The sequence below is a fragment of the Sphaerisporangium album genome (genome assembly GCF_003323745.1).
Lineage (GTDB): Bacteria > Actinomycetota > Actinomycetes > Streptosporangiales > Streptosporangiaceae > Sphaerisporangium > Sphaerisporangium album.
In genome coordinates this window covers 195,716-214,261 of the sequence record NZ_QOIL01000007.1, presented here as the reverse complement: position 1 = coordinate 214,261, position 18,546 = coordinate 195,716, and the positions used below count along the sequence as shown (strand labels likewise).

Annotated in this window: 15 protein-coding genes; 9 read left to right on the top strand and 6 right to left on the bottom strand. The window is 73.0% G+C overall.

Going from position 1 to position 18,546, the window contains the following annotated elements; all coding sequences use genetic code 11:
- Nucleotides 1–34 precede the first annotated feature (34 nt).
- Nucleotides 35–2,998 (bottom strand): septation protein SepH, encoded by a 2,964-nt coding sequence (sepH, locus tag DQ384_RS42195; protein WP_220182954.1) that lies wholly within the window; start codon nt 2,996–2,998, stop codon nt 35–37.
- 532 nt (nt 2,999–3,530) lie between these two features.
- Between sepH and DQ384_RS14910 the strand changes: the two genes are divergently transcribed.
- Entirely contained in the window at nt 3,531–4,361 is an 831-nt protein-coding gene (locus DQ384_RS14910) for a RodZ family helix-turn-helix domain-containing protein (RefSeq protein ID WP_114029382.1), read from the top strand.
- On the opposite strand, the gene DQ384_RS14905 is transcribed toward DQ384_RS14910, so the two are convergent.
- Both DQ384_RS14905 and DQ384_RS14900 read right to left on the bottom strand, forming a co-directional pair.
- Nucleotides 4,337–5,635: a D-arabinono-1,4-lactone oxidase gene (locus DQ384_RS14905; RefSeq protein ID WP_114029381.1), complete on the bottom strand. Its 1,299-nt coding sequence runs from the start codon at nt 5,633–5,635 to the stop codon at nt 4,337–4,339. The two genes, DQ384_RS14910 and DQ384_RS14905, sit on opposite strands and share 25 nt — an antisense overlap.
- Nucleotides 5,636–5,721: 86 nt before the next feature.
- Nucleotides 5,722–6,978 (bottom strand): MFS transporter, encoded by a 1,257-nt coding sequence (locus DQ384_RS14900; protein ID WP_245966481.1) that lies wholly within the window; start codon nt 6,976–6,978, stop codon nt 5,722–5,724.
- Nucleotides 6,979–7,071: 93 nt separating this feature from the next.
- Here DQ384_RS14900 and DQ384_RS14895 point away from each other — a divergent pair, with 93 nt between their 5' ends.
- Entirely contained in the window at nt 7,072–8,298 is a 1,227-nt protein-coding gene (locus DQ384_RS14895) for a lytic transglycosylase domain-containing protein (RefSeq protein WP_245966480.1), read from the top strand.
- On the opposite strand, the gene DQ384_RS14890 is transcribed toward DQ384_RS14895, so the two are convergent.
- Complete coding sequence (locus DQ384_RS14890; RefSeq protein WP_114029380.1) at nt 8,289–9,275, bottom strand: ferrochelatase; 987 nt, start codon at nt 9,273–9,275, stop codon at nt 8,289–8,291. The two genes, DQ384_RS14895 and DQ384_RS14890, sit on opposite strands and share 10 nt — an antisense overlap.
- Before the next feature lie 109 nt (nt 9,276–9,384).
- Here DQ384_RS14890 and DQ384_RS14885 point away from each other — a divergent pair, with 109 nt between their 5' ends.
- On the top strand, nt 9,385–11,328 hold the full coding sequence (locus DQ384_RS14885; protein ID WP_245966479.1) for a S9 family peptidase: 1,944 nt from the start codon (nt 9,385–9,387) through the stop codon (nt 11,326–11,328).
- Nucleotides 11,325–12,140 (top strand): inositol monophosphatase family protein, encoded by an 816-nt coding sequence (locus DQ384_RS14880; RefSeq protein ID WP_114029378.1) that lies wholly within the window; start codon nt 11,325–11,327, stop codon nt 12,138–12,140. Before DQ384_RS14885 ends, DQ384_RS14880 begins: the two co-directional genes overlap by 4 nt.
- A gap of 72 nt (nt 12,141–12,212) precedes the next feature.
- Here DQ384_RS14880 and DQ384_RS41250 read toward each other — a convergent pair whose 3' ends face one another.
- Nucleotides 12,213–12,377, bottom strand: coding sequence for a hypothetical protein (locus DQ384_RS41250; RefSeq protein WP_181871217.1), 165 nt, complete (start codon nt 12,375–12,377; stop codon nt 12,213–12,215).
- A gap of 333 nt (nt 12,378–12,710) precedes the next feature.
- Here DQ384_RS41250 and DQ384_RS14875 point away from each other — a divergent pair, with 333 nt between their 5' ends.
- From DQ384_RS14875 to DQ384_RS14855, 5 genes are all read left to right on the top strand, one after another.
- The gene (locus tag DQ384_RS14875) at nt 12,711–13,364 is read left to right on the top strand and encodes a response regulator transcription factor (RefSeq protein ID WP_114029377.1); all 654 of its coding nucleotides are present in this window, start codon (nt 12,711–12,713) and stop codon (nt 13,362–13,364) included.
- On the top strand, nt 13,361–15,007 hold the full coding sequence (locus DQ384_RS14870; RefSeq protein ID WP_342769397.1) for a sensor histidine kinase: 1,647 nt from the start codon (nt 13,361–13,363) through the stop codon (nt 15,005–15,007). Before DQ384_RS14875 ends, DQ384_RS14870 begins: the two co-directional genes overlap by 4 nt.
- 275 nt (nt 15,008–15,282) lie before the next feature.
- Nucleotides 15,283–15,582 (top strand): DUF4193 domain-containing protein, encoded by a 300-nt coding sequence (locus DQ384_RS14865; protein WP_114029376.1) that lies wholly within the window; start codon nt 15,283–15,285, stop codon nt 15,580–15,582.
- Between the two features lie 16 nt (nt 15,583–15,598).
- Nucleotides 15,599–16,441: a hypothetical protein gene (locus DQ384_RS14860; RefSeq protein ID WP_425451452.1), complete on the top strand. Its 843-nt coding sequence runs from the start codon at nt 15,599–15,601 to the stop codon at nt 16,439–16,441.
- Nucleotides 16,442–16,634: 193 nt separating this feature from the next.
- On the top strand, nt 16,635–18,014 hold the full coding sequence (locus DQ384_RS14855; protein WP_114029375.1) for an alpha,alpha-trehalose-phosphate synthase (UDP-forming): 1,380 nt from the start codon (nt 16,635–16,637) through the stop codon (nt 18,012–18,014).
- A 155-nt stretch (nt 18,015–18,169) separates the two neighbouring features.
- On the opposite strand, the gene DQ384_RS14850 is transcribed toward DQ384_RS14855, so the two are convergent.
- The gene (locus DQ384_RS14850) at nt 18,170–18,478 is read right to left on the bottom strand and encodes a DUF4235 domain-containing protein (RefSeq protein WP_114029374.1); all 309 of its coding nucleotides are present in this window, start codon (nt 18,476–18,478) and stop codon (nt 18,170–18,172) included.
- Nucleotides 18,479–18,546 lie beyond the last annotated feature (68 nt).

Sequence of the window (18,546 nt, the reverse complement as noted above, 5' to 3'; positions counted from 1 at the left end):
GGGGCGGGCCGGCCGGGGGAGTGGCCGGCCTTCGTCAGTCCTGGCGGCGGGCGCCGAACATGATCTCGTCCCACGTCGGGACCGAGGCGCGGCGTCCCCGCCCGCCCTTGCGGGCCGGACGGGGGTTCGGCTTCGGCGCCTGCTGCGGGATGGGAGGCTCCGGCTTGGTGTCCTTCGTCTCGGCGCCCGGCTGCTCGGCCTTCTCCGGTTCGACGGACGCGGCCGGACGGTTCGCCTTGTCCCCGCTCGTGCGGGCGGCGGGCACGGCGACCGCGGCCTCCTCGGCCTCGGACTTCTTCGCCGCCGCCTTCCTGGCCGGGCTCGCGGACGGGGCCGGCCGCGCCACGGGAGCCGCGGGCGTGGGCCTGGTCGCCTTCGGGGCGCGCGGCTCACCGGAGGACTCGCCGGCGGCGGCCGGTGCCACGGGCTTCGCGGCCGGGGGGTACGGCCGGGGGACCGGACGCCGGGGGGCGGGCGGCGTGGCGACGGGAACGGCCGCGACCTGGGTCTCCGCTTCCCCGGAGGACGACCCGCCCGCGAGGGCGCCGTCCTTCGTGCCGGACGTGTCCGACGTGCCGGGGGTGTCTGCGGTGTCCGAAGTGTCGGACGTGCCGGACGTTTCGGCCGCGACGAGCCGCTCGTCGCCGTCGCGAGAGGCGGCGGGCCGCTCCACGTGAGCCGGGGAGGCCGCCGCAGGCCGCTCCACCGGGCTCGGAGAGGCCGCGTCTGAACGTTCCACCTGGTCAGAAGAGGCCGCCGCGGGCTCTTCCGCCGGGCTCGGGGAAGCCGACTCGGATCGGCTCGGCGCGTCGTCGGTCCGGGCGTTGTCGCGCGGACGGGCGGCCGTCTCGTCACCGGGTCGGCGCGTGGGCTCGGCCGCCGGACGTGCCTGCGGCCCGGCGGCGTACTCGTCCGCGAGCCGCTCGGCGACCTGCTCGGCGCCCCGGTCCGTGGTGGGCTGGTCCGCCACCCGCTCCGGTGCGGTCGCGCCGGACGACGCCGAGGTGCGCCCGGTACGGGTCTCCGGGGTGGCGTCGGCGGCGCGCGCGGCCGGTGTCGCATCGGCCGGGGCCTGCGGCGTCTCGGACTGGACCATGGACGCCCGGACGGCGCGGGCGACCGCCTCGGGCGACGCCGTTTCGGCCGGGCCGGAGTCGGCGGCCGCTTCGTTCGCGCGCGAAGCCGCGGAACCGGCCGAAGCGGAACCGGCGGCCTGGGCCGAAGCCGATTCGGAGATCCGCGCCGGCGCGGAGTCGGCGGCCTGAGCCGGGCCTGGGCCTGCGGCGCCGGAGACCGAGGTGCGCGGGGGATCGGCCGGGGCGGACGTCTCGCGCGCTTCGGCGGGGCCGGTGGCGTGCGGCCGGAAGTCGGGGACGTCGCGGGCGTCGGCGGTGGGCCGCTCGTGCTCGCCTTCCCGGCGCTCCGCGGCGAGAACGTCCTCTCGCCTTGCCCACGAGTCCGCGGGGAGGGCCTCCTCCCGCCCTTCCCGCGAGTCCGCGGCGGAGAGCTCGGGTCGCGACGTCTCGGGGGAGTGCCGGGCGGGCTCGAAATCGGGGTGCGGGGCACGCTCGAACGACGGACGCCTGTCGGCCGGTTCGAACGCCGGACGCTGGGCGCCGCCGGCCCCGGGCGAGTCCTCGTCGTGCGCCGAGGGCTGTACCGGGCGAAGGGGCGTCGGCTCCCGCCGGGCGGCGGAAGGCTCGGAGCGAGGCCCGGCCTCCGCGTCGCGGTGGTCGGAACGCGCGGCTCGCGGGCCGGTGGCCTCGCCGCGGTGCGCCTCGTCCCGGGACGCGGGCCGGTCCTCGAAGCGCTCCTCGCGGTAGGACGCCGCCTCGGAGGCGCCGATCCGCTCGCGGGAGGAGTCCTCGCGGGAGGGGCCGGGCTCGTCGCGGTACCCGGCCGGAGCCTCGCGGTACGCGGGCGGCTCCGCACGGTACGGGGCCGGCTCGTCGCGCAGGCGTGAGGAATCCTGCCGGAGGCCGGGACGCTCGTCGCGGTAACCGCGCGCCTCGTCGCCGGAACCGCCCGTCTGCTCCCGGAACGGGGAGGACTCGCGGAACCGGGCGGCCTGCTCCCTGGACGGGGCGGCGTCGCCGCGGTACGCGGCGGGCTCCTCGCGCGGCCGGGACGGCTCCTCCCGGAAAGCGGCCGGTTCGTCGCGCGGCCGGGACGGCTCCTCGCGGAAACCGGGCGGTTCCTCGCGCGACCTGGAGGGCTCGTCACGGAAGCCCGCCGGCTCCTGACGGAACGCGGGCCGCTCGTCGTAGGCGCGCGTCTGGTCGCCGGAGGCGCTCGTCTGCTCGCGGAACGGGGAGGACTCGCGGAAGGGGGGCGCCTCGGAGGGCACGGTGGGCACCGGGGTGAGCTTGGGGGCCAGCCGGGGCACGAACGGCGTGACCGTGGCCTCCTCCGACGGCTCGACGTACTCGGTGGCCGACAGGCGCAGGGCCTCGTCGTCGTACGGGGTCACGTGACGGCGGCGGATGTCGAACAGCCACTCGGCGTGCCGGGTGTGACCGTTCCAGACGAACCCGAGCTTGATGCGCCACAGGCCGTCGTCGCGCTTGCAGGAGTCCCAGTCGATCTCGTCGGCGGGGACGCCGCGGCGGCTGAGCCGCTCGGTGACGAGCTCGCCGAGGGTCGGCCCCGGAGTGGACTCGCCGGGCAGGCGCACGGCGACACGCTGCGCCTGCTGCGCGGTGTATTCGCGTTCCTGCAGGACGGGTCCCTCGAACCAGCGGACACGCTCCACCGGGATTCCCGCGGTGGCGGCGATCTCCTCCGCGGTCTCCCCCGCACGGATGCGGGCCTGGATCTCCTTGGGGCGCAACGGACTCTCCACTTCGATCTCGTACTGGCCGAGACGGGAGAAGTTGCCGCGGACCGCCGCTCGGAGCCGTTCGTCGACGGGAAGCGTGAATCGTGTGCCCCGGCCGGCCGTAGCCAGCACGAGGTAGGTGCCGTCCTCGCTTACCGCGACGAGTCGGAGCTCCTGCATGCGAGTCCCTTCGTCGTCGTGCTCATCTTCCCCCGGACCCTTGAGTCTGTCGCGTGAGCCCGTTGCCTGCCAGCACCGTACCCGGCATGTCCGAACATCGCCTTGGTCAGAGGCATGGGTAGCGATCAGGGGCTGGCATATATGTCGCTTTCACCCTATCCAGCGGCTGCTCGATATGCAGCAAACGGGTTAGGCGTCCTTCCGGATTCTCGCGAATCGTTGGGCCCGCCGCCCTCCAGTTCACCCAAGAGACACCAGAAATGCCGCGAAGGCATGGGGCGGTCGAAGCGGACGGGGGACCGGGCGGCGCGGCGCCGGAGGAGGACGGGCGGCCGGTGGGCGGGCCGCTCCGTTTACGGATCCATCGTCTACATGCCAAAACCCGGCGAAATGTTCAATTCCCCGCGCCTCGGATAGAGGCGATCCGGCGGCATGCCCGCACCGGCACCCGGGGCGGCAGGCGGCGCCGCGCGCCCGGGAGCGCTCCGCGGCGGGGCTCGGAGGATCTACGGACGGACGGCGAGGATGAGGGATGGGTGACAAGAACGGGCTCGAACTGAGCGTCCCCCAGATCGCGGGCAGCGCTCTGGCGGCGGCCACGGCGGCGGTGGCGGCGTCGTTCCTGGGAGTGACCGGGACGGTCATCGGGGCCGCCCTGGCGAGCGCGGGCACCACGGTCGGCAACGCCGTCTACACGCACTACATCCACCGCACCAGGGACCGCATCAAGGAGGCGCACGGGCTGATCACCGGGGAGGTCGAGGCGGCCGGGGAGCGAGAGCGGCGGGAGGTCACCGCCCGTCCCGGCGAGGAGGGGCTGGCGACGGCCGTCCACGCCACCGTCCGCGACCACGGGCCCGCCGACCTGCCCCACGGCGACGCCACCACGCCCCTGAGCCCGGCGCAGGTCCCTCCGCTGCGGAGGGAGGGGAGGCGAGGGCCGCTGTGGGTCACGCTGATCGTGGCCGCGGCGGCCACGTTCGCGCTGAGCATGGGCGGGATCCTCGCGTTCGAGCTGGTCAGCGGCAAGCCCCTGACCGCCACCGTGCAGGGCAGGGACGGCTCGGGCACGAGCCTCGGAGGGACGGTGTCCGAGAGGCGCGATCCCGCCCCCGCCCCCTCCACCTCGCCCGAGGCGGGCACGGGCCGGGCGACGGAGCCCTCCGCCAAGGCGACCCCGGCGGAGACCGGCGACGAGTCCGCCGGGCCCGCGCAGCCGTCCGCCGACCCGTCCTCCCCGGCGCCAGAGAACCGGACCGGGGCACCCGAGAACGGCACGGGCGTGGAGCCGTCCGCCGACTCGGGCGTCGGCCGGCAGGACGGGCGGGCGGGCACGGGTCAGCCCAGCACGACGTCCAGGTAATCGTTGGAGAACAGCCGCGCCGGGTCCAGCGCGTCGCGCAGCGCCACGAAGTCGCCGAAGCGCGGGTAGACGGTGGAGAGGTACGCCGCGTCCCGCGTGTGCAGCTTGCCCCAGTGCGGGCGCCCGGCCAGGCGGAGCATGATCTGCTCCACCGCCTCGAAGTAGGCGGGGTTGGGGGTCGGCCGGTAGGTGTGGCAGGCGATGTAGGCGGAGTCGCGGCCGTAGGCGGTGGACAGCCAGGCGTCGCTCGCCGGCGTGACCCGTACCTCGACCGGGAAGGTGATCCGCCAGTCGCTCAGCTCGATCAGGTCGCGCAGCTCCCGCAGGGCCTGGACCAGGCGCTCGCGGGGGAGGGCGTACTCCATCTCCAGGAACCGCACGGTGCGCACGCTGGTGAACACCTTGTACGCCGTGTCGGTGCGCTCGGACAGGCTGAGGGCCCCCGCCGAGATCGCGTTCAGCCGGGGGATCGCGCCGGGGAAGCGGGCCCCGGTCGCGCACACGGCGCCGAAGAGGGTGTTCTCCAGGAAGACGTCGTGCAGCCAGCCCCGCAGGGCCCCGTGCGGCGTGGCCGGGCCCGGCGACCGGTTGTTGCGCTTGACCAGGCAGGTGTCGGTGTGCGGCAGCCAGAAGAAGTCCAGGTGCTCGTTCCCGGCGGTGAGCTCGTCGAGGGAATCGAAGATCTCGCTGAGGGGCATCGGCCGGCGGACGCCGCGCAGCAGGAAGGCCGGTTCGACCCGGAAGGTGACGGCGGTGAGGATGCCGAGGGCCCCGAGCCCGACCCGGGCCGCGTCGAACAGGTCGCGCTCCGCGCCGCGCGAGTCCTGCGAGACCGTGGTGGTCGAGCCGTCGGCGAGGACCATCTCCAGCTCGGTCACCTGGTCGGCGAGGCCGCCGACCTCCCGGCCGGTCCCGTGGGTGCCGGTCTGGATCGCCCCGGCCACGGTCTGCTCGGTGATGTCGCCCATGTTGGCGAGGGCCAGCCCGCGCCGGTCGAGTTCCTCGTTGAGCACGCGCAGCGGCGTGCCGGCGGCGACCCGCACCCGGCCGTCGCCGATCGCGAGCACCCCGGTGAGGGCGTGGGGCCGCAGGAGGATGCCGTCGGTGAGGGCGGCCCCGGTGAAGGAGTGCCCGGTGCCGGTCATGCGCACCCGGCTCCCGCGCGCGGCGGCGTCCCGTACGGCCGCGGCGACCTCCTTGGCGGAGGCGGGGACGCGGACCTCGGCGGGCGTCGCGGACTGGTTGCCGGCCCAGTTCCGGAAGACGGCTTTCATGCTGGAGCAAGATAACCGGGAACCCCGCGGGATGGCCAGTTTCATGAGCCAGGCTCACGAAATCCGCCGTTCGCCGCGCCCCGAACTCAGGAGGCGGTGGTGCGGGCTTCCGTGGTGGCGAGCTCCGGGGTGCGCAGCAGGGTGTTGCCGCCGATGCCGATCGCCACCGCCAGCAGGGCGCAGCCGAACGAGAACGCGTAGGCGTTGGACGGGCCGAAGGTGTCGGTCAGCCGTCCCGCGGCCCAGGCGCCGATCGCCACGCCGAACCCGACGGCCGTGGAGATCCACGACATGCCCTCGGTGAGCAGGTGGCCGGGGACGAGGCGCTCGACCAGCGCGTACCCCGTGATGACGGTCGGCGAGATCGCGAGCCCGGCGAAGAAGAGGACGACGGCCATGATCCGGGTGTCGCCGACCAGCAGGATGGGGGTCAGGCCGACGGCGAAGACGGCCAGGCCGCGGACGAACCGCTGGCGCAGCGTGATCTTCCAGTCGCGGAAGCCGAACCACAGGCCCGAGACCATGCTGCCGCTCGCGAACGCCCCGAGCAGCAGCCCGGACACCGCCTTGGCGCCGTGCTCCTCGGCGAACGCCACCGTGGTCAGGTCGACGGAGCCGAAGACCGACCCCATGGCGAGGAACACGCAGGACAGCAGCGCGACCCCCGGGATCGTGATCGGGCTGCCGGACTGCTGCCCGGCCGGCCGCACCGGAGGCTCGGTGCCGCGCTGGAGCGCGAACGCGATGGTGCCCACGACCGTGGAGACGAGCGCGAGGATGAGCCCGGCGTAGAGGTTGACCAGGGTGGTCAGGCCGGTCACCAGCGCGGGGCCGGCGACGAAGATGACCTCGTCGGCCACGGACTCGAACGAGAACGCCGTGTGGAGCCGCGCCGAGCGGCCGAGCAGGTGGGACCAGCGGGCGCGGACCATCGACCCCAGTGAGGTGGCCGCGCCGCCGACGACGACGCCGGAGGCGAACAGCGTCCACAGGGGGGCGTCGTACTCGGCCAGGAGCATCAACGTCACCAGCGCGGCGCCGTGCAGAAGCACGAGCGGGACGAGTACTCTGGCCTGGCCGTACCTGTCCACGAGCCGCCCAGAGAGCGGGGCGGCGACCGCGTAGGAGATGGAGACGGTCGCCGAGATCGCGCCGGCGGTCGCGTAGGAGCCGGTGAGCGCCGAGATGAGCAGCACGACGCCGATTCCGAGCATCGACATCGGCATCCGCCCGATGAATCCGGCGATGACGAACCCTTTGGCCCCGGGCGTGCTGAACAGCCCTCGATACGGCCCGACCACGATCTCGCCCCTTTCGCGCGCCCCCGGCACGCGTCGATCCATCCGAGGTAAACACTCCCGCACGGCCTCGCGAGGCGGCAAGTGAATATCGGGCAACGTACACGAATCAGGATTCGCCAGGTTAACGTGGGTCAAGTGTCGCATCGTCCTCGGCTCACGCCCGCGGGTGCCGTCGTGGTGGGGCTCTCCCTGCTGGTCGTCACCGGCGTGACGGCCGGTGGAGCGTTCCTGTTCACCCGCGACGCCTCCCCCGACCGGCCCCGCGCCCCGCGCTCGCCCCTGGCCGACGTCCGGGACCTGACCGCTCCCGTCGACCCGCCCAACGCGCGGGCCGAGCCCACGTCGTTCACGAGCCCCTCCGCCTCGCCCGTGGGCGGGGCGGCGGCCCTGACCCCGCCCAGGCTGATCGCCATCGCCCGCGGCGCCGTCGACCCCCAGGCGCTGGCGAAGATCGCCGCGTTGCGGGACGTCAAGAAGGTCGCGCTCGCCGACGCCGGGGCGATCCGCTTCTCCACCGCCACCCTGAACCTCCTCGCCGTCGACCCGGCGGAATACCGCACCTGGGCGCCCAAGGCGGTCGCCGAGCAGCCAGAGGTGTGGGACGCGCTCGCGCGCGGGGAGTTCGTCGCCGAGTCCAGGACGGCCGCGCAGTACCTGCTGAGGCTCGGCGGCGAGTACGAGGCGGGGGGCGGGGCGCGGCTGCGGGTCGCCGCGTCGGCGCCGTTCGGCCTGCCCGGCGTGGACGGCCTGGTGGCCAAGGACACCGGCCGCGCCCTCGGGCTGATCGCGGGCGTCGCCGTCCTGGTGCACACGGCCTCGGGCAAGGAGGCCGCCGTAGGGCAGCGGGTCAAGAAGCTGCTCGGCCAGGGCGCCCAGGTCGTGCCGATCGGCCGCAAGGGACGCCCGGCCCCCGCGGCGACGCCGACCGCGCCCCAGCCGATCGTCGCCGCCGCCAAACCCGGCTCCTACCACGTCGGCCGGCCCGCGAGCTACCTGGACCTGTACAAGGTCGCGGCCGCGCAGGTCTGCCCCGGCCTGTCCTGGACCGTCCTCGCCGCGATCGGGCAGGTCGAGAGCGGGCACGGCCGCAACAACGGCCCGTCCTCGGCCGGAGCCCTCGGGCCGATGCAGTTCATGCCCGCCACCTGGAAGGCGTACGGGGTGGACGGCGACGGGGACGGCAAGTCCGACATCTGGAGCCCCTACGACTCGGTGCCGTCAGCGGCGCGCTACCTGTGCGCCAACGGCGCCGGCCTCGGGGGCGCCAAGCTGCGCTCGGCCGTGTACCGCTACAACCACTCCTGGGACTACGTGGACAAGGTGCTGCGCATCGCGGACGCCTACGCCCACGCCTACTCCTGATCGGGCTCCTGAGCGGGCCTCCCGGCCGGCCGCCGCGGCGCCGGGCAGCACGTGGCGGCGCAGGGGACCGGCTCCGGCTCCTCCAGCAGCTCGGCGACCATCGACACGAACCGCGGGTGGGTGCCCGCCGTCGCCGCGCGCGTCATGGGCAGGCCCAGCTCCCGCGCCTTGGCGGCGGCCTCGGTGTCGAGGTCGTAGACGACCTCCATGTGGTCGGACACGAAGCCGATCGGAACCAGCACCACGGCCTCGGTGCCGGACGCGGCGAGCGTCTCCAGGTGGTCGCAGACGTCCGGCTCCAGCCACGGCACCTGGGGCGGCCCGCTGCGGCTCTGCCACACCAGATCCCACGGCCGGCCGCCGGCCACCAGGGACGCGGCGGTGCGGAGCTGCGCCTCGTAGGCCCCCCCGGACGGCCCCGCGGACGCGGCCATCGAGACCGGGATGCTGTGGGCCGTGAACACCAGGCGGGCGTGGTCGCGGTGCTCGGCGGGGAGCCGGTCGAGGGCCTCGCGGGTGTGGTCGGTCATCGCCGCGATGAAGCCGGGGTGGTCGAAGTAGTGGCGCAGCCGCACGATCTCGGGGGCGCCCGGGACCTCCGCGCGCGCCCGCGCGAGGTCGTCCAGGTACTGGCGGCAGCTTGAGTAGGAGCTGTAGGCGGCGGTGACGAACGCCGCCGCGCGCGTGACGCCGTCGGCGGCCATCTTGCGCATCGTGTCGGCCAGGAAGGGATGCCAGTTGCGGTTGCCCCAGTAGACCGGCACGTCGACCAGCGGCCGCATGGCGTCGATGAGGTCGCGGCACTGCTGGTTGATCGGGCTGACCCCGCCGAAGCCCTGGTAGTGGGCCTCGACCTCCATGAGCCGCTCGCGCGGCACCCCCCGGCCCCGCACGACGTTCTCGAGGAACGGCATGACGTCCTCGGGCTTCTCGGGGCCGCCGAAGGAGACGACCAGCAGCGCGTCGTAACGTCCCATGCCTCCATCCAACCGCATCCGGGGGCGTGCGGACGCTATTGGAGGGGGGGCCCGTGGGGGTAGGTTCGGAGAAGTGAGCCACTTCAAGGACATTCGCGAATATGTCGGCGTGCCGCGCGTCTTATCGCTGCGGCTCTCTCCTGACGGAACCCGCCTGATCTCCGTCGTGCAGGCCCTCGGCCCCGACGGCAAGTCTTTCGGCACCTCCCTCTGGGCCGTGCCGGTCGAGCCCGACGCCGAGGCGTACCGGCTCACCCGCTCGGCCAAGGGGGAGACCGGCGCGGAGTTCGCCCCGGACGGCGACGTGCTGTTCGTCTCGCGGCGCCCCGACCCGACGGCCAAGGACCAGCCCGAGGACGAGGTTCCCGCACTGTGGGTGCTGCCCGCGCGGGGCGGGGAGGCGCGCAGGGTCGCCGAGCGGCCCGGCGGCATCCATGGGCTCCAGGTCGGCGGCGAGACGGTCGTGTTCGCCGCCGACGTGCTGGACGGGGACGCCGAGACCGAGGGGGACCGGCGTAAGGCCAGGAAGGACGCGGGGGTCAGCGCGATACTCCACGAGGGGTATCCGATCCGGTTCTGGGACCACGACCTCGGTCCCGGCCGCACGCGCCTGTTCGCCGCGCGCCTGCCCGGCCTCGCCGAGCCGCGCGACCTGACCCCGGACGCCGGCGGCGCCCTGCTGGAGGCGTCGTTCGCGGTCACCCCCGACGGCGCCGAGGTCGTCACCACCTGGCGGGTCGAGCTGCCCGCGGGCCGGTCGCGCGCCGAGCTGGTGGCGATCGGCACGGCGACGGGGGAGCGCCGCGTCCTGGCGTCCTCCGAGGATCACGACTTCTCCGGCCCCCTCGCCGTCTCGCCCGACGGGCGGTACGCGGCCTTCATGAAGGAGAGCCACAGCACCGAGGAACTGCCTCCGGAGTTCACCCTGATGATCGTCGAGGTCGCAACGGGCGAGGTGGCCGCGAGCGCCGGCGGGCTGATCCCGTCCGCGGTCGTCTGGGCCGCCGACTCGGCGTCGGTCTTCGTGGCGAGCGACCACTTCGGCCGCCGTCCGATCTTCCGGGTGCCCGTCGGAGGCGACCCGGAGCGGCTGACCCCGGGCGACGACTCGTACCTGCACCTGTGCCCCTCGCCCGACGGCCGCTATGTGTACGCGCTGCGCAGCTCCCTGGACGCCGCTCCGGCCCCGGTGCGCATCGCCCTGGACGGCGGGGAGGTCACCGAGCTGCCCTCCCCGGCGCCGGCGCTGGAGATCCCCGGGACGCTCACCGAGGTGACCGCGGTCGCCGACGACGGCATGGAGATCAGGGGCTGGCTCGCGCTGCCCCCGGGCGCCTCGGCGGGCAACCCCGCGCCCCTGCTGCTGTGGGTCCACGGCGGCCCGCTGGCGAGCTGGAACGACTGGATGTGGCGCTGGAACCCCTGGATCATGGCAGAGCACGGGTACGCGGTGCTGATGCCCGACCCGTGCATGTCCACCGGCTACGGCCAGGAGATGATCCGGCGGGGCTGGGGGGACTGGGGCCCGCGCACGCACGCCGACCTCATGGCGATCACCGACGCCTGCGTCGCCCGCCCCGACGTCGACGCGGAGCGCACGGCCGTCATGGGCGGGTCCTTCGGCGGGTACATGGCCAACTGGATCGCCGGGCACACCGACCGGTTCAAGGCCGTCGTCACCCACGCCTCCCTGTGGAACCTCGACCAGTTCGCCGGCACCACCGACTCCTCGATGTACTGGCAGCGCGAGTTCGGCGAGCCCGGGTCCGACCGGTACCGCGCGCTGTCGCCGCACCACTCGCTGGAGGAGATCAGCACGCCGATGCTGGTGATCCACGGCGACAAGGACTACCGCGTCCCGATCGGCGAGGCCCTGCGGCTGTGGTGGGACCTGCGCAGGTCGTCGGTGGAGTCCAAGTTCCTGTACTTCCCCGACGAGAACCACTGGATCCTCAAGCCCGGCAACACCGTCGCCTGGTACGAGACGATCCTGGCGTTCCTGGCGCAGCACGTGCTCGGCGAGGAGTGGAAGCGCCCGGAGTCGGTCGCATGACCGACTTCCTCGACCTGGCGGTCTCCATCGCCCGCGAGGCCGGACAGATGCTGATCGCCAAGCGCCCGGCGCGGCCCGAGGCGGTCAGCACCAAGTCCAGCGCCACCGACGTGGTCACGGCCCTGGACCGCGCCTGCGAGGAGCTGATCAGGGCGCGGATCCTGGCCGCCAGGCCCGGCGACGCGATCCTCGGCGAGGAGGGCGGCGAGACCGGTGGCGTCACCTCCGGCGAGGGGCGCGTGCGCTGGGTGGTCGACCCGATCGACGGCACGGTCAACTTCATGTACGGCCTGCCCGACTGGTGCGTGAGCATCGCCGTCGAGGTGGACGGCGAGATCGTCGCGGGCGTGGTGAACGTCGTGCCGCGCGGCGAGCTGTTCGCGGCGGCCAGGGGCGGCGGGGCCGAGCTGCTGCGCGAGGGCCTGCCCGCCGAGCGGCTGCGGTGCAACACCGGCGTCCCGCTCGCCGGGGCGCTGATCGCGACCGGCTTCGGTTACCGCCCCGAACGGCGGGCCGTCCAGGCGGAGGTGCTCGCGCACGTGGTCCCGAGGGTCCGCGACATCCGGCGCGGCGGGTCGTGCGCGGCCGACCTGTGCTCGGTCGCGGCCGGGCGCGTGGACGGCTACTACGAGCGCGGCACCGAGTACTGGGACTTCGCGGCGGGCGGCCTGGTCGCCACCGAGGCCGGCGCCCGCATCGGCGGGCTGGGCGGCCGCCCGTGCAACCCGGAGCTCACCCTGTGCGCGGCCCCGGGCCTGTTCGAGGAGCTGCACGACCTGCTGGAGCCCCTGGACCCGGAGCGGGACGGCTGACCGGCCGCGACACGCCGAAGGGCCCGCCCGGAGAACGGGCGGGCCCTTCGTGTCCGTCGGGCAGATGAACTCTCAGGGCTTGATCGCCACGCCGTTGTCGACGGCGATCCGCCGGAGGTCTTCTATCTCGGCGGTGAGAGTGTCGGCGAGGAAGTCGTCGCCGCTCGTGCGCGCTTCCTGGAGACCCTTGTAGGCCTGGTCGAGCCGGTGTTCGATCGTGGTGGTGAACTCGCCCATCTCACCTTCTTTCTCGAGGGGCGAAGGAGCATTCGGCCCTCCGGGTGCCTGGGGAGAGCTCATGATCTTCCCCGGCCTTGCCGTTGGGTCTGGGGGTCTACCCACCCCCCTGTCGGGCTTAAACCAGGAATGTCGGATGTCCGCAGTGTGCTTTATGTCACCGGTCCGCCGCACGGTCGGCGCGTGCTTACCATGCGCTTAAGCCCATTGTGGCGACAATGAACCTTGCGGGCTCCGGTCCCGACGGCCCCGGGAGGCTCCGGGAGACGCGGGGTGGGGCCGGGAAGCGGGAGCCGGCCACGCGGGCCGGGACTACAGGAGGTGCCAGGAGCCGTGCGGGTGCTTGTGGTTGAGGACGAGCGGGTGCTCGCGGACGCGATCGCGACCGGGCTGCGCCGCGAGGCGATGGCCGTGGACGTGGCCTACGACGGCGCGGGGGCGCTGGAACGCACGTCGTACATCGACTACGACGTGGTCGTGCTGGACCGTGACCTGCCGAAGGTCCACGGGGACGAGGTCTGCCGCAGGCTGGTCGCCGAGCGCACGGCGACCCGCATCCTCATGCTGACGGCCTCCGGAGAGGTCGACGACAAGGTGGAGGGCCTGGAGCTCGGCGCCGACGACTACCTCGCCAAGCCGTTCGCGTTCATGGAGCTCGTCGCGCGCGTGCGGGCGCTCGGCCGCCGGTCGGCCCCGGCCCTGCCCCCGGTGCTGGAGCGGGGCGGCGTCCGCCTCGACCCGGGCAAGCGGCTGGTCACCCGCGACGGCAACGAGATCGCGCTCACCAAGAAGGAGTTCGCGGTCCTGGAGGAGCTGATGCGGGCCGAGGGCGCCGTCGTCAGCCAGGAGGACCTGCTGGACAAGGCGTGGGACGAGAACATCGACCCGTTCACCAACGTCGTCCGGGTGACGATGATGACGCTGCGCAAGAAGCTCGGGGAGCCGGCGGTGATCGAGACGGTGCCGGGAGTGGGTTACAAACTGTGACCGAGGAACGCGAGCGGAGCGGAACCCCGGGCGCCGGGCGGCCGACCTTCTCGTCGCCCCAGCCGATGATCGTCCCGCCGGGCGCGCCCGGCGCCAACGGCGTGTCCGCCACCGATGACGCCGCCCCGGCGCGGGGGCAGGAGTACAGCGCCGCGCACGCCCCCGTCTCGCCGCCTCTCGGCCCCGCCGCCGCGAGCCGCGCGGAGGACGCCGGGCGGCCGGGCGATCCGGCGGCACCCGTCCAGTCCGCCCTCTCCGCACAGTCCACACCATCCACACAGCCCGCCCGGTCCCGGCCGCCCGCCCAGTCCACGGCGCCCGAGGCATCCCCGGGATCGTGGCCCGGCGGGTGGAGGAGCGAGCAGCCGACCGTCCAGAGCACCCGCCCGCCGTTCCGCCCGAAGACCCCCCCGCCGCCGCCGAGCGGCCCGCCCGCCTGGGACGGCCCCCCGCCGATCGGGCCGAGGCCCGTCGCCCACGACTGGCTGGGCCGCATACGGCTGCTGCGGGGCCGCATGAGCATCCGGGTCCGGCTGACGCTCACCTATGGCGCCCTGTTCTTCGCGGCCGGCGCGCTGCTGTTGTTCGTCATGTACTCCTTCGTCGGCCAGTCGATCGACACCTCGTGGCCCGAGTTCCCCGTCCAGCTGCCGGCGGACGCGCCGGCGGCCTGGGTCGACAACATCCGGGAGAACTGGGCCTCCCTGCGCGACGAGATGATCGCCTCCGCGCGTCACCAGATCCTGATCCGGTCCCTGCTGGCGCTGTGCGGGGTCGGCATCCTGGCGCTGGTCTTCGGGTACTTCGTCGCCGACCGGGCGCTGCGGCCGATCCAGAAGATCACCTCCACGGCGCGCAAGCTGTCGGACACCTCCCTGGCCCACGACCGCATCGACCTCGACGGGCCGGACGACGAGATCAAGGAGCTCGCCGACACCTTCGACGCCATGCTCACCCGGCTCGGCCGGGCGTTCGACGCCCAGCGCAGGTTCGTCGACAACGCCTCCCACGAGCTGCGCACGCCGCTGGCGATCAACAGGACCGTGCTGGAGGTCGCGCTCGGCGACCCGAGCGCCTCCGAGGACCTGAAGGTGCTGGGCCGCACGCTGCTCGGCACCAACGCCAGGAACGAGCACCTCATCGAGGGCCTGCTGCTGCTCGCCCGTAGCGAACGCGAGCTCGCCGTCCGAAAGCCGGTCGATCTTCGCGACGTCGGCCGGACGGTCGTCGAGCAGCACACGGCCATGGCCGAGGAGGCCGGCGTCACGGTGCACACCGACCTGCGCCCGGCCCCTACGATGGGGGATCCCGTGCTGGTCGAGCGCCTGGTCGCCAACCTGGTCGAGAACGCCGTCAAGTACAACGTCCCCACGTCGGGACAGGTCTGGCTCCGGACGGGAATGGTGGACGGTGCCCCGGTTGTTCAGGTGGCCAACACCGGGCAGCATGTGCCCGCGTACGAGGTGGACGACCTGTTCGAGCCGTTCCGGCGGCTCAACTCCGACCGCGTGGAATCCGCGCGCGGCACGGGGCTCGGGCTGTCCATCGTGCGTGCGGTGGTCCGCGCCCACCAGGGGATCGTCAAGGCGGTCCCACGGGAAGGCGGGGGTCTCGTGATGACGGTGCGACTTCCGGCGGGCTGATACGGCGGGGGTCGTCTCGTTCGCGCCAGACATGTGGTTGGATGTGCCGTCGAACACGATGGGTCCTGTGGCCAATGCTTAGGTTTTCGCCATATTTGGCTAACTCGATGGCGAAGGCGGCAAGGCCCTCACGTGTGCGGAGGTTCGTCTGCCGTGCCTACGGGGTACCGATTGCAAAATTCCCCTGGAGGGACGGGCACAAGATGGACCGCCCAGACGTTACAGACGCGCGGCGCGTGACGCGCACTCAATAGATGAGGGGGATGAATACGCAAATGGCCACCGATTACGACAGCCCACGCAAGACCGACGACGACCTGAGTGAGGACAGCCTTCAGGAGCTGCAGGCGCGGCGGACCGACAAGTCCTCGGGCAGCATAGACATCGACGAGACGGACCTCGCCGAGTCGCTGGAGCTTCCCGGCGCCGACCTGTCCAACGAAGAGCTCTCGCTCCGGGTGATCCCGCGTCAGGCGGACGAGTTCACGTGCTCGCGGTGCTTCCTCGTGCATCACCGCAGTCAGCTTGCCTCCGACAAGGGTGGGCAGCAGATCTGCAGAGAATGCGCCGCCTGAGACTCAGGGAGGGTCCGTGACCTCTGGAGCGGATCGATCATCGCAGGACCAGCCCGGGCTGCCCGCCGTGCCCGGGCCGGACAACGAGAAAGACCCTGAAAACCTGGGAAACCAGGAGAACGAGGCCAACGCCGAGGTCGCCGAGCTGGTGGGGAAGCTCTCCAGCGCGGAGGACATGGACGGGGCCGAGCGGCGCCGGCTGCTCGGCCGCCTCAGCATGTCGCTGGTCGCGGCGGCGCGGAGGGCCCGGGTGCCCGGCGCGGGGCGCGGCCGCTGGCTGGCGGACGTCTTCGCGTCCATAGTGCCGCGCCTGCCCATCCGTGACCTCGCGACACTCCAGGAACACCACTACGGCCTCACCGGCGAGGCCCTCGCCGACGATCTCGTCCGCACCGCCACCAAGGCGACGACGGCCGTCGGCGCGGTCGGCGGGGCCCTGGCGGCCGCCGAGTTCGCCGCGCCCCCGCTCCTGCTATCGGCGCCCGCCCAGCTGGTGGCCGAAACCCTCGTGGTGGCCGCGATCGAGGTCAAGCTCCTCGCCGAGCTGCACGAGGTGTACGGCGTGCAGGTGCCCGGCACGGGCAGCCAGCGCGCGATGGCCTTCATGGTGGCCTGGTCGCGGCAGCGCGGGGTCGACCCGCTGGCGCCGGCCTCGGTGACGCTGGCCCTCGGGACCGCCGCCAAGGCGGGGTTACGCAAGCGCCTGATGCGCACGCTGGGCCGTCATCTGACCACACTCGGCCCCTTCCTGACCGGCGCCGTCGCCGGTGGCGCCCTGAACAGGCTGGCGACCAAGAGGCTCGCCCAGACCGTACGCGCCGACCTGCGCCGCCAACGGGCCCTGCCGCCCGCCGACTGATTCCCCCTTTCCCGCCTCGCCTCGCGCGCCCCCGGACGCCTCCCCTTTACCGTTCGTAGGGGCATTTTGTCATCCCTAAATGCGCTTATCGGCTTTTGTGAGGGTATGTGCACACTCCTGCACCGGAGGCCGTGCACGGAGGGCTGCGACCGGTTTCGTAAGGTGGTCATAAACCGATCACGAGGGAGGACGTGTGCGCAGCTCTTTTCTGATCGTCGCGAACCGGTTGCCTGTGGACCGGACGATCACCCCGGACGGAAGCGCCTCCTGGCGGCGCAGCCCGGGAGGACTGGTGACCGCGATCGCCCCGGTGATGCAGCGCCGGGACGGCGCGTGGCTGGGCTGGCACGGGGCTCCCAACGAGGAGCTGAAGCCCTTCGAGCACGACGGCATGAGCCTCATCCCCGTTCCCCTCTCGGCCAACGAGGTCGAGCTGTACTACGAAGGGTTCTCCAACGCGACCCTGTGGCCGCTGTACCACGACGTGGTGGCCGCGCCGATCTACTCCCGCGTCCTGTGGGACGCCTACCGGGCGGTCAACGAGCGGTTCGCCCGGGCCGCGGCCGACGCCGCCGCCGAGAACGCGGTGGTCTGGGTGCAGGACTACCAGCTCCAGCTCGTCCCGGCGATGCTCCGGGCGCTGCGCCCCGACCTGAAGATCGGATTCTTCCTGCACATCCCCTTCCCGCCCGCCGAGCTGTTCTGGCAGCTTCCCTGGCGGCGCGAGATCCTGGAGGGCCTGCTCGGCGCCGACCTCGTCGGGTTCCAGCGTCCGGGCGGCGCGTCCAACTTCATCCGGCTGTGCCGCCGCCAGCTCGGCCTGCAGAACCAGCGACAGGAGATCTCCTACAGCGACCGCACCGTACGCGCCGAGGCCTTCCCCATCTCGGTCGACTTCAGCGAGCTCGACACCCTGGTGCGCGAGCCGCACATCATCGCCCGCGCCAAGGAGATCCGCGCCGAGCTGGGCGAGCCCGAGCACGTCCTGCTCGGCGTCGACCGGCTCGACTACACCAAGGGCATCGGCCAGCGGCTCAAGGCGTTCGGGGAGCTGCTCGCCGACAAGACGGTCACCCCCGGGGAGGCGGTGTTCGTCCAGATCGCGACCCCGAGCCGCGAGCGCGTCGAGGAGTACCGCAACCTGCGCGACGACATCGAGCTGCGGGTCGGGCGCATCAACGGCCAGTACGGCGTGCTGGGCGTCCCCCCGATCAACTACTTCCACCAGTCCTACGACCGCGACGAACTGGCCGCGCTCTACTGCGCCGCCGACGTCATGGTCGTGACGCCGCTGCGCGACGGCATGAACCTCGTCGCCAAGGAGTACGTCGCCTGCCGCCATGACCTGCGGGGGGCTCTGGTGCTGTCGGAGTTCGCCGGGGCGGCCGACGAGCTCAAGCACGCCTACCTCGTCAACCCCTGGGACGTCGAGGGACTCAAACGCCAGATGGTGTCGGCCATGCGCGCGACCCCGCACGAGCTGTCGCGCCGGATGCGCTCCATGCGCCGCCGCGTGGCCACCTACGACGTCGACCGGTGGGCCGGGGACTTCCTGGCGGCACTGGAACGCTGAGGCCGGCCCCGCACGAAGCACCACACCACGCCACACCACGCCGAGACGCACCGCTCGGACGAGACACCCCGTACCACGCCAGAACGATGCCAGAACGACGCCAGACCCCGCTCAGACGACGCTGAGACGAGCCCGGCGCCCCACCCGGCGCCGGGTCAGGAGCCGATGACCTGCTCGGCCTTGCGCGAGACGCCCTTCCACGCCCGGTAGCGCTTGTGCGCCGTGCGCGTGGCGACGATGCGGGTGACCTCCATGCCGACGCCCATCACCACGGCGAAGCCGATCGCCTCGGCGAGGCTCGTCTCCAGTGAGTTCGGGTCCGCGGGAGGCTGCTTGCCGGTGGCCTTCTGCCAGGCGAACTCGATGGCCTTGCGGGCGACGAAGCCGACGCCGAGGCCGACCACCGCGCCGATGAGGCGCCACGCCATGTCCTGCTTCTCGACCTCGTCGGACTTGCCGCCCATGATCTCTCCCCTCGTCGATCTACCAAACCCTAGTCTGTCGTGCCCGGAACCGCCGTGACGCCATACCA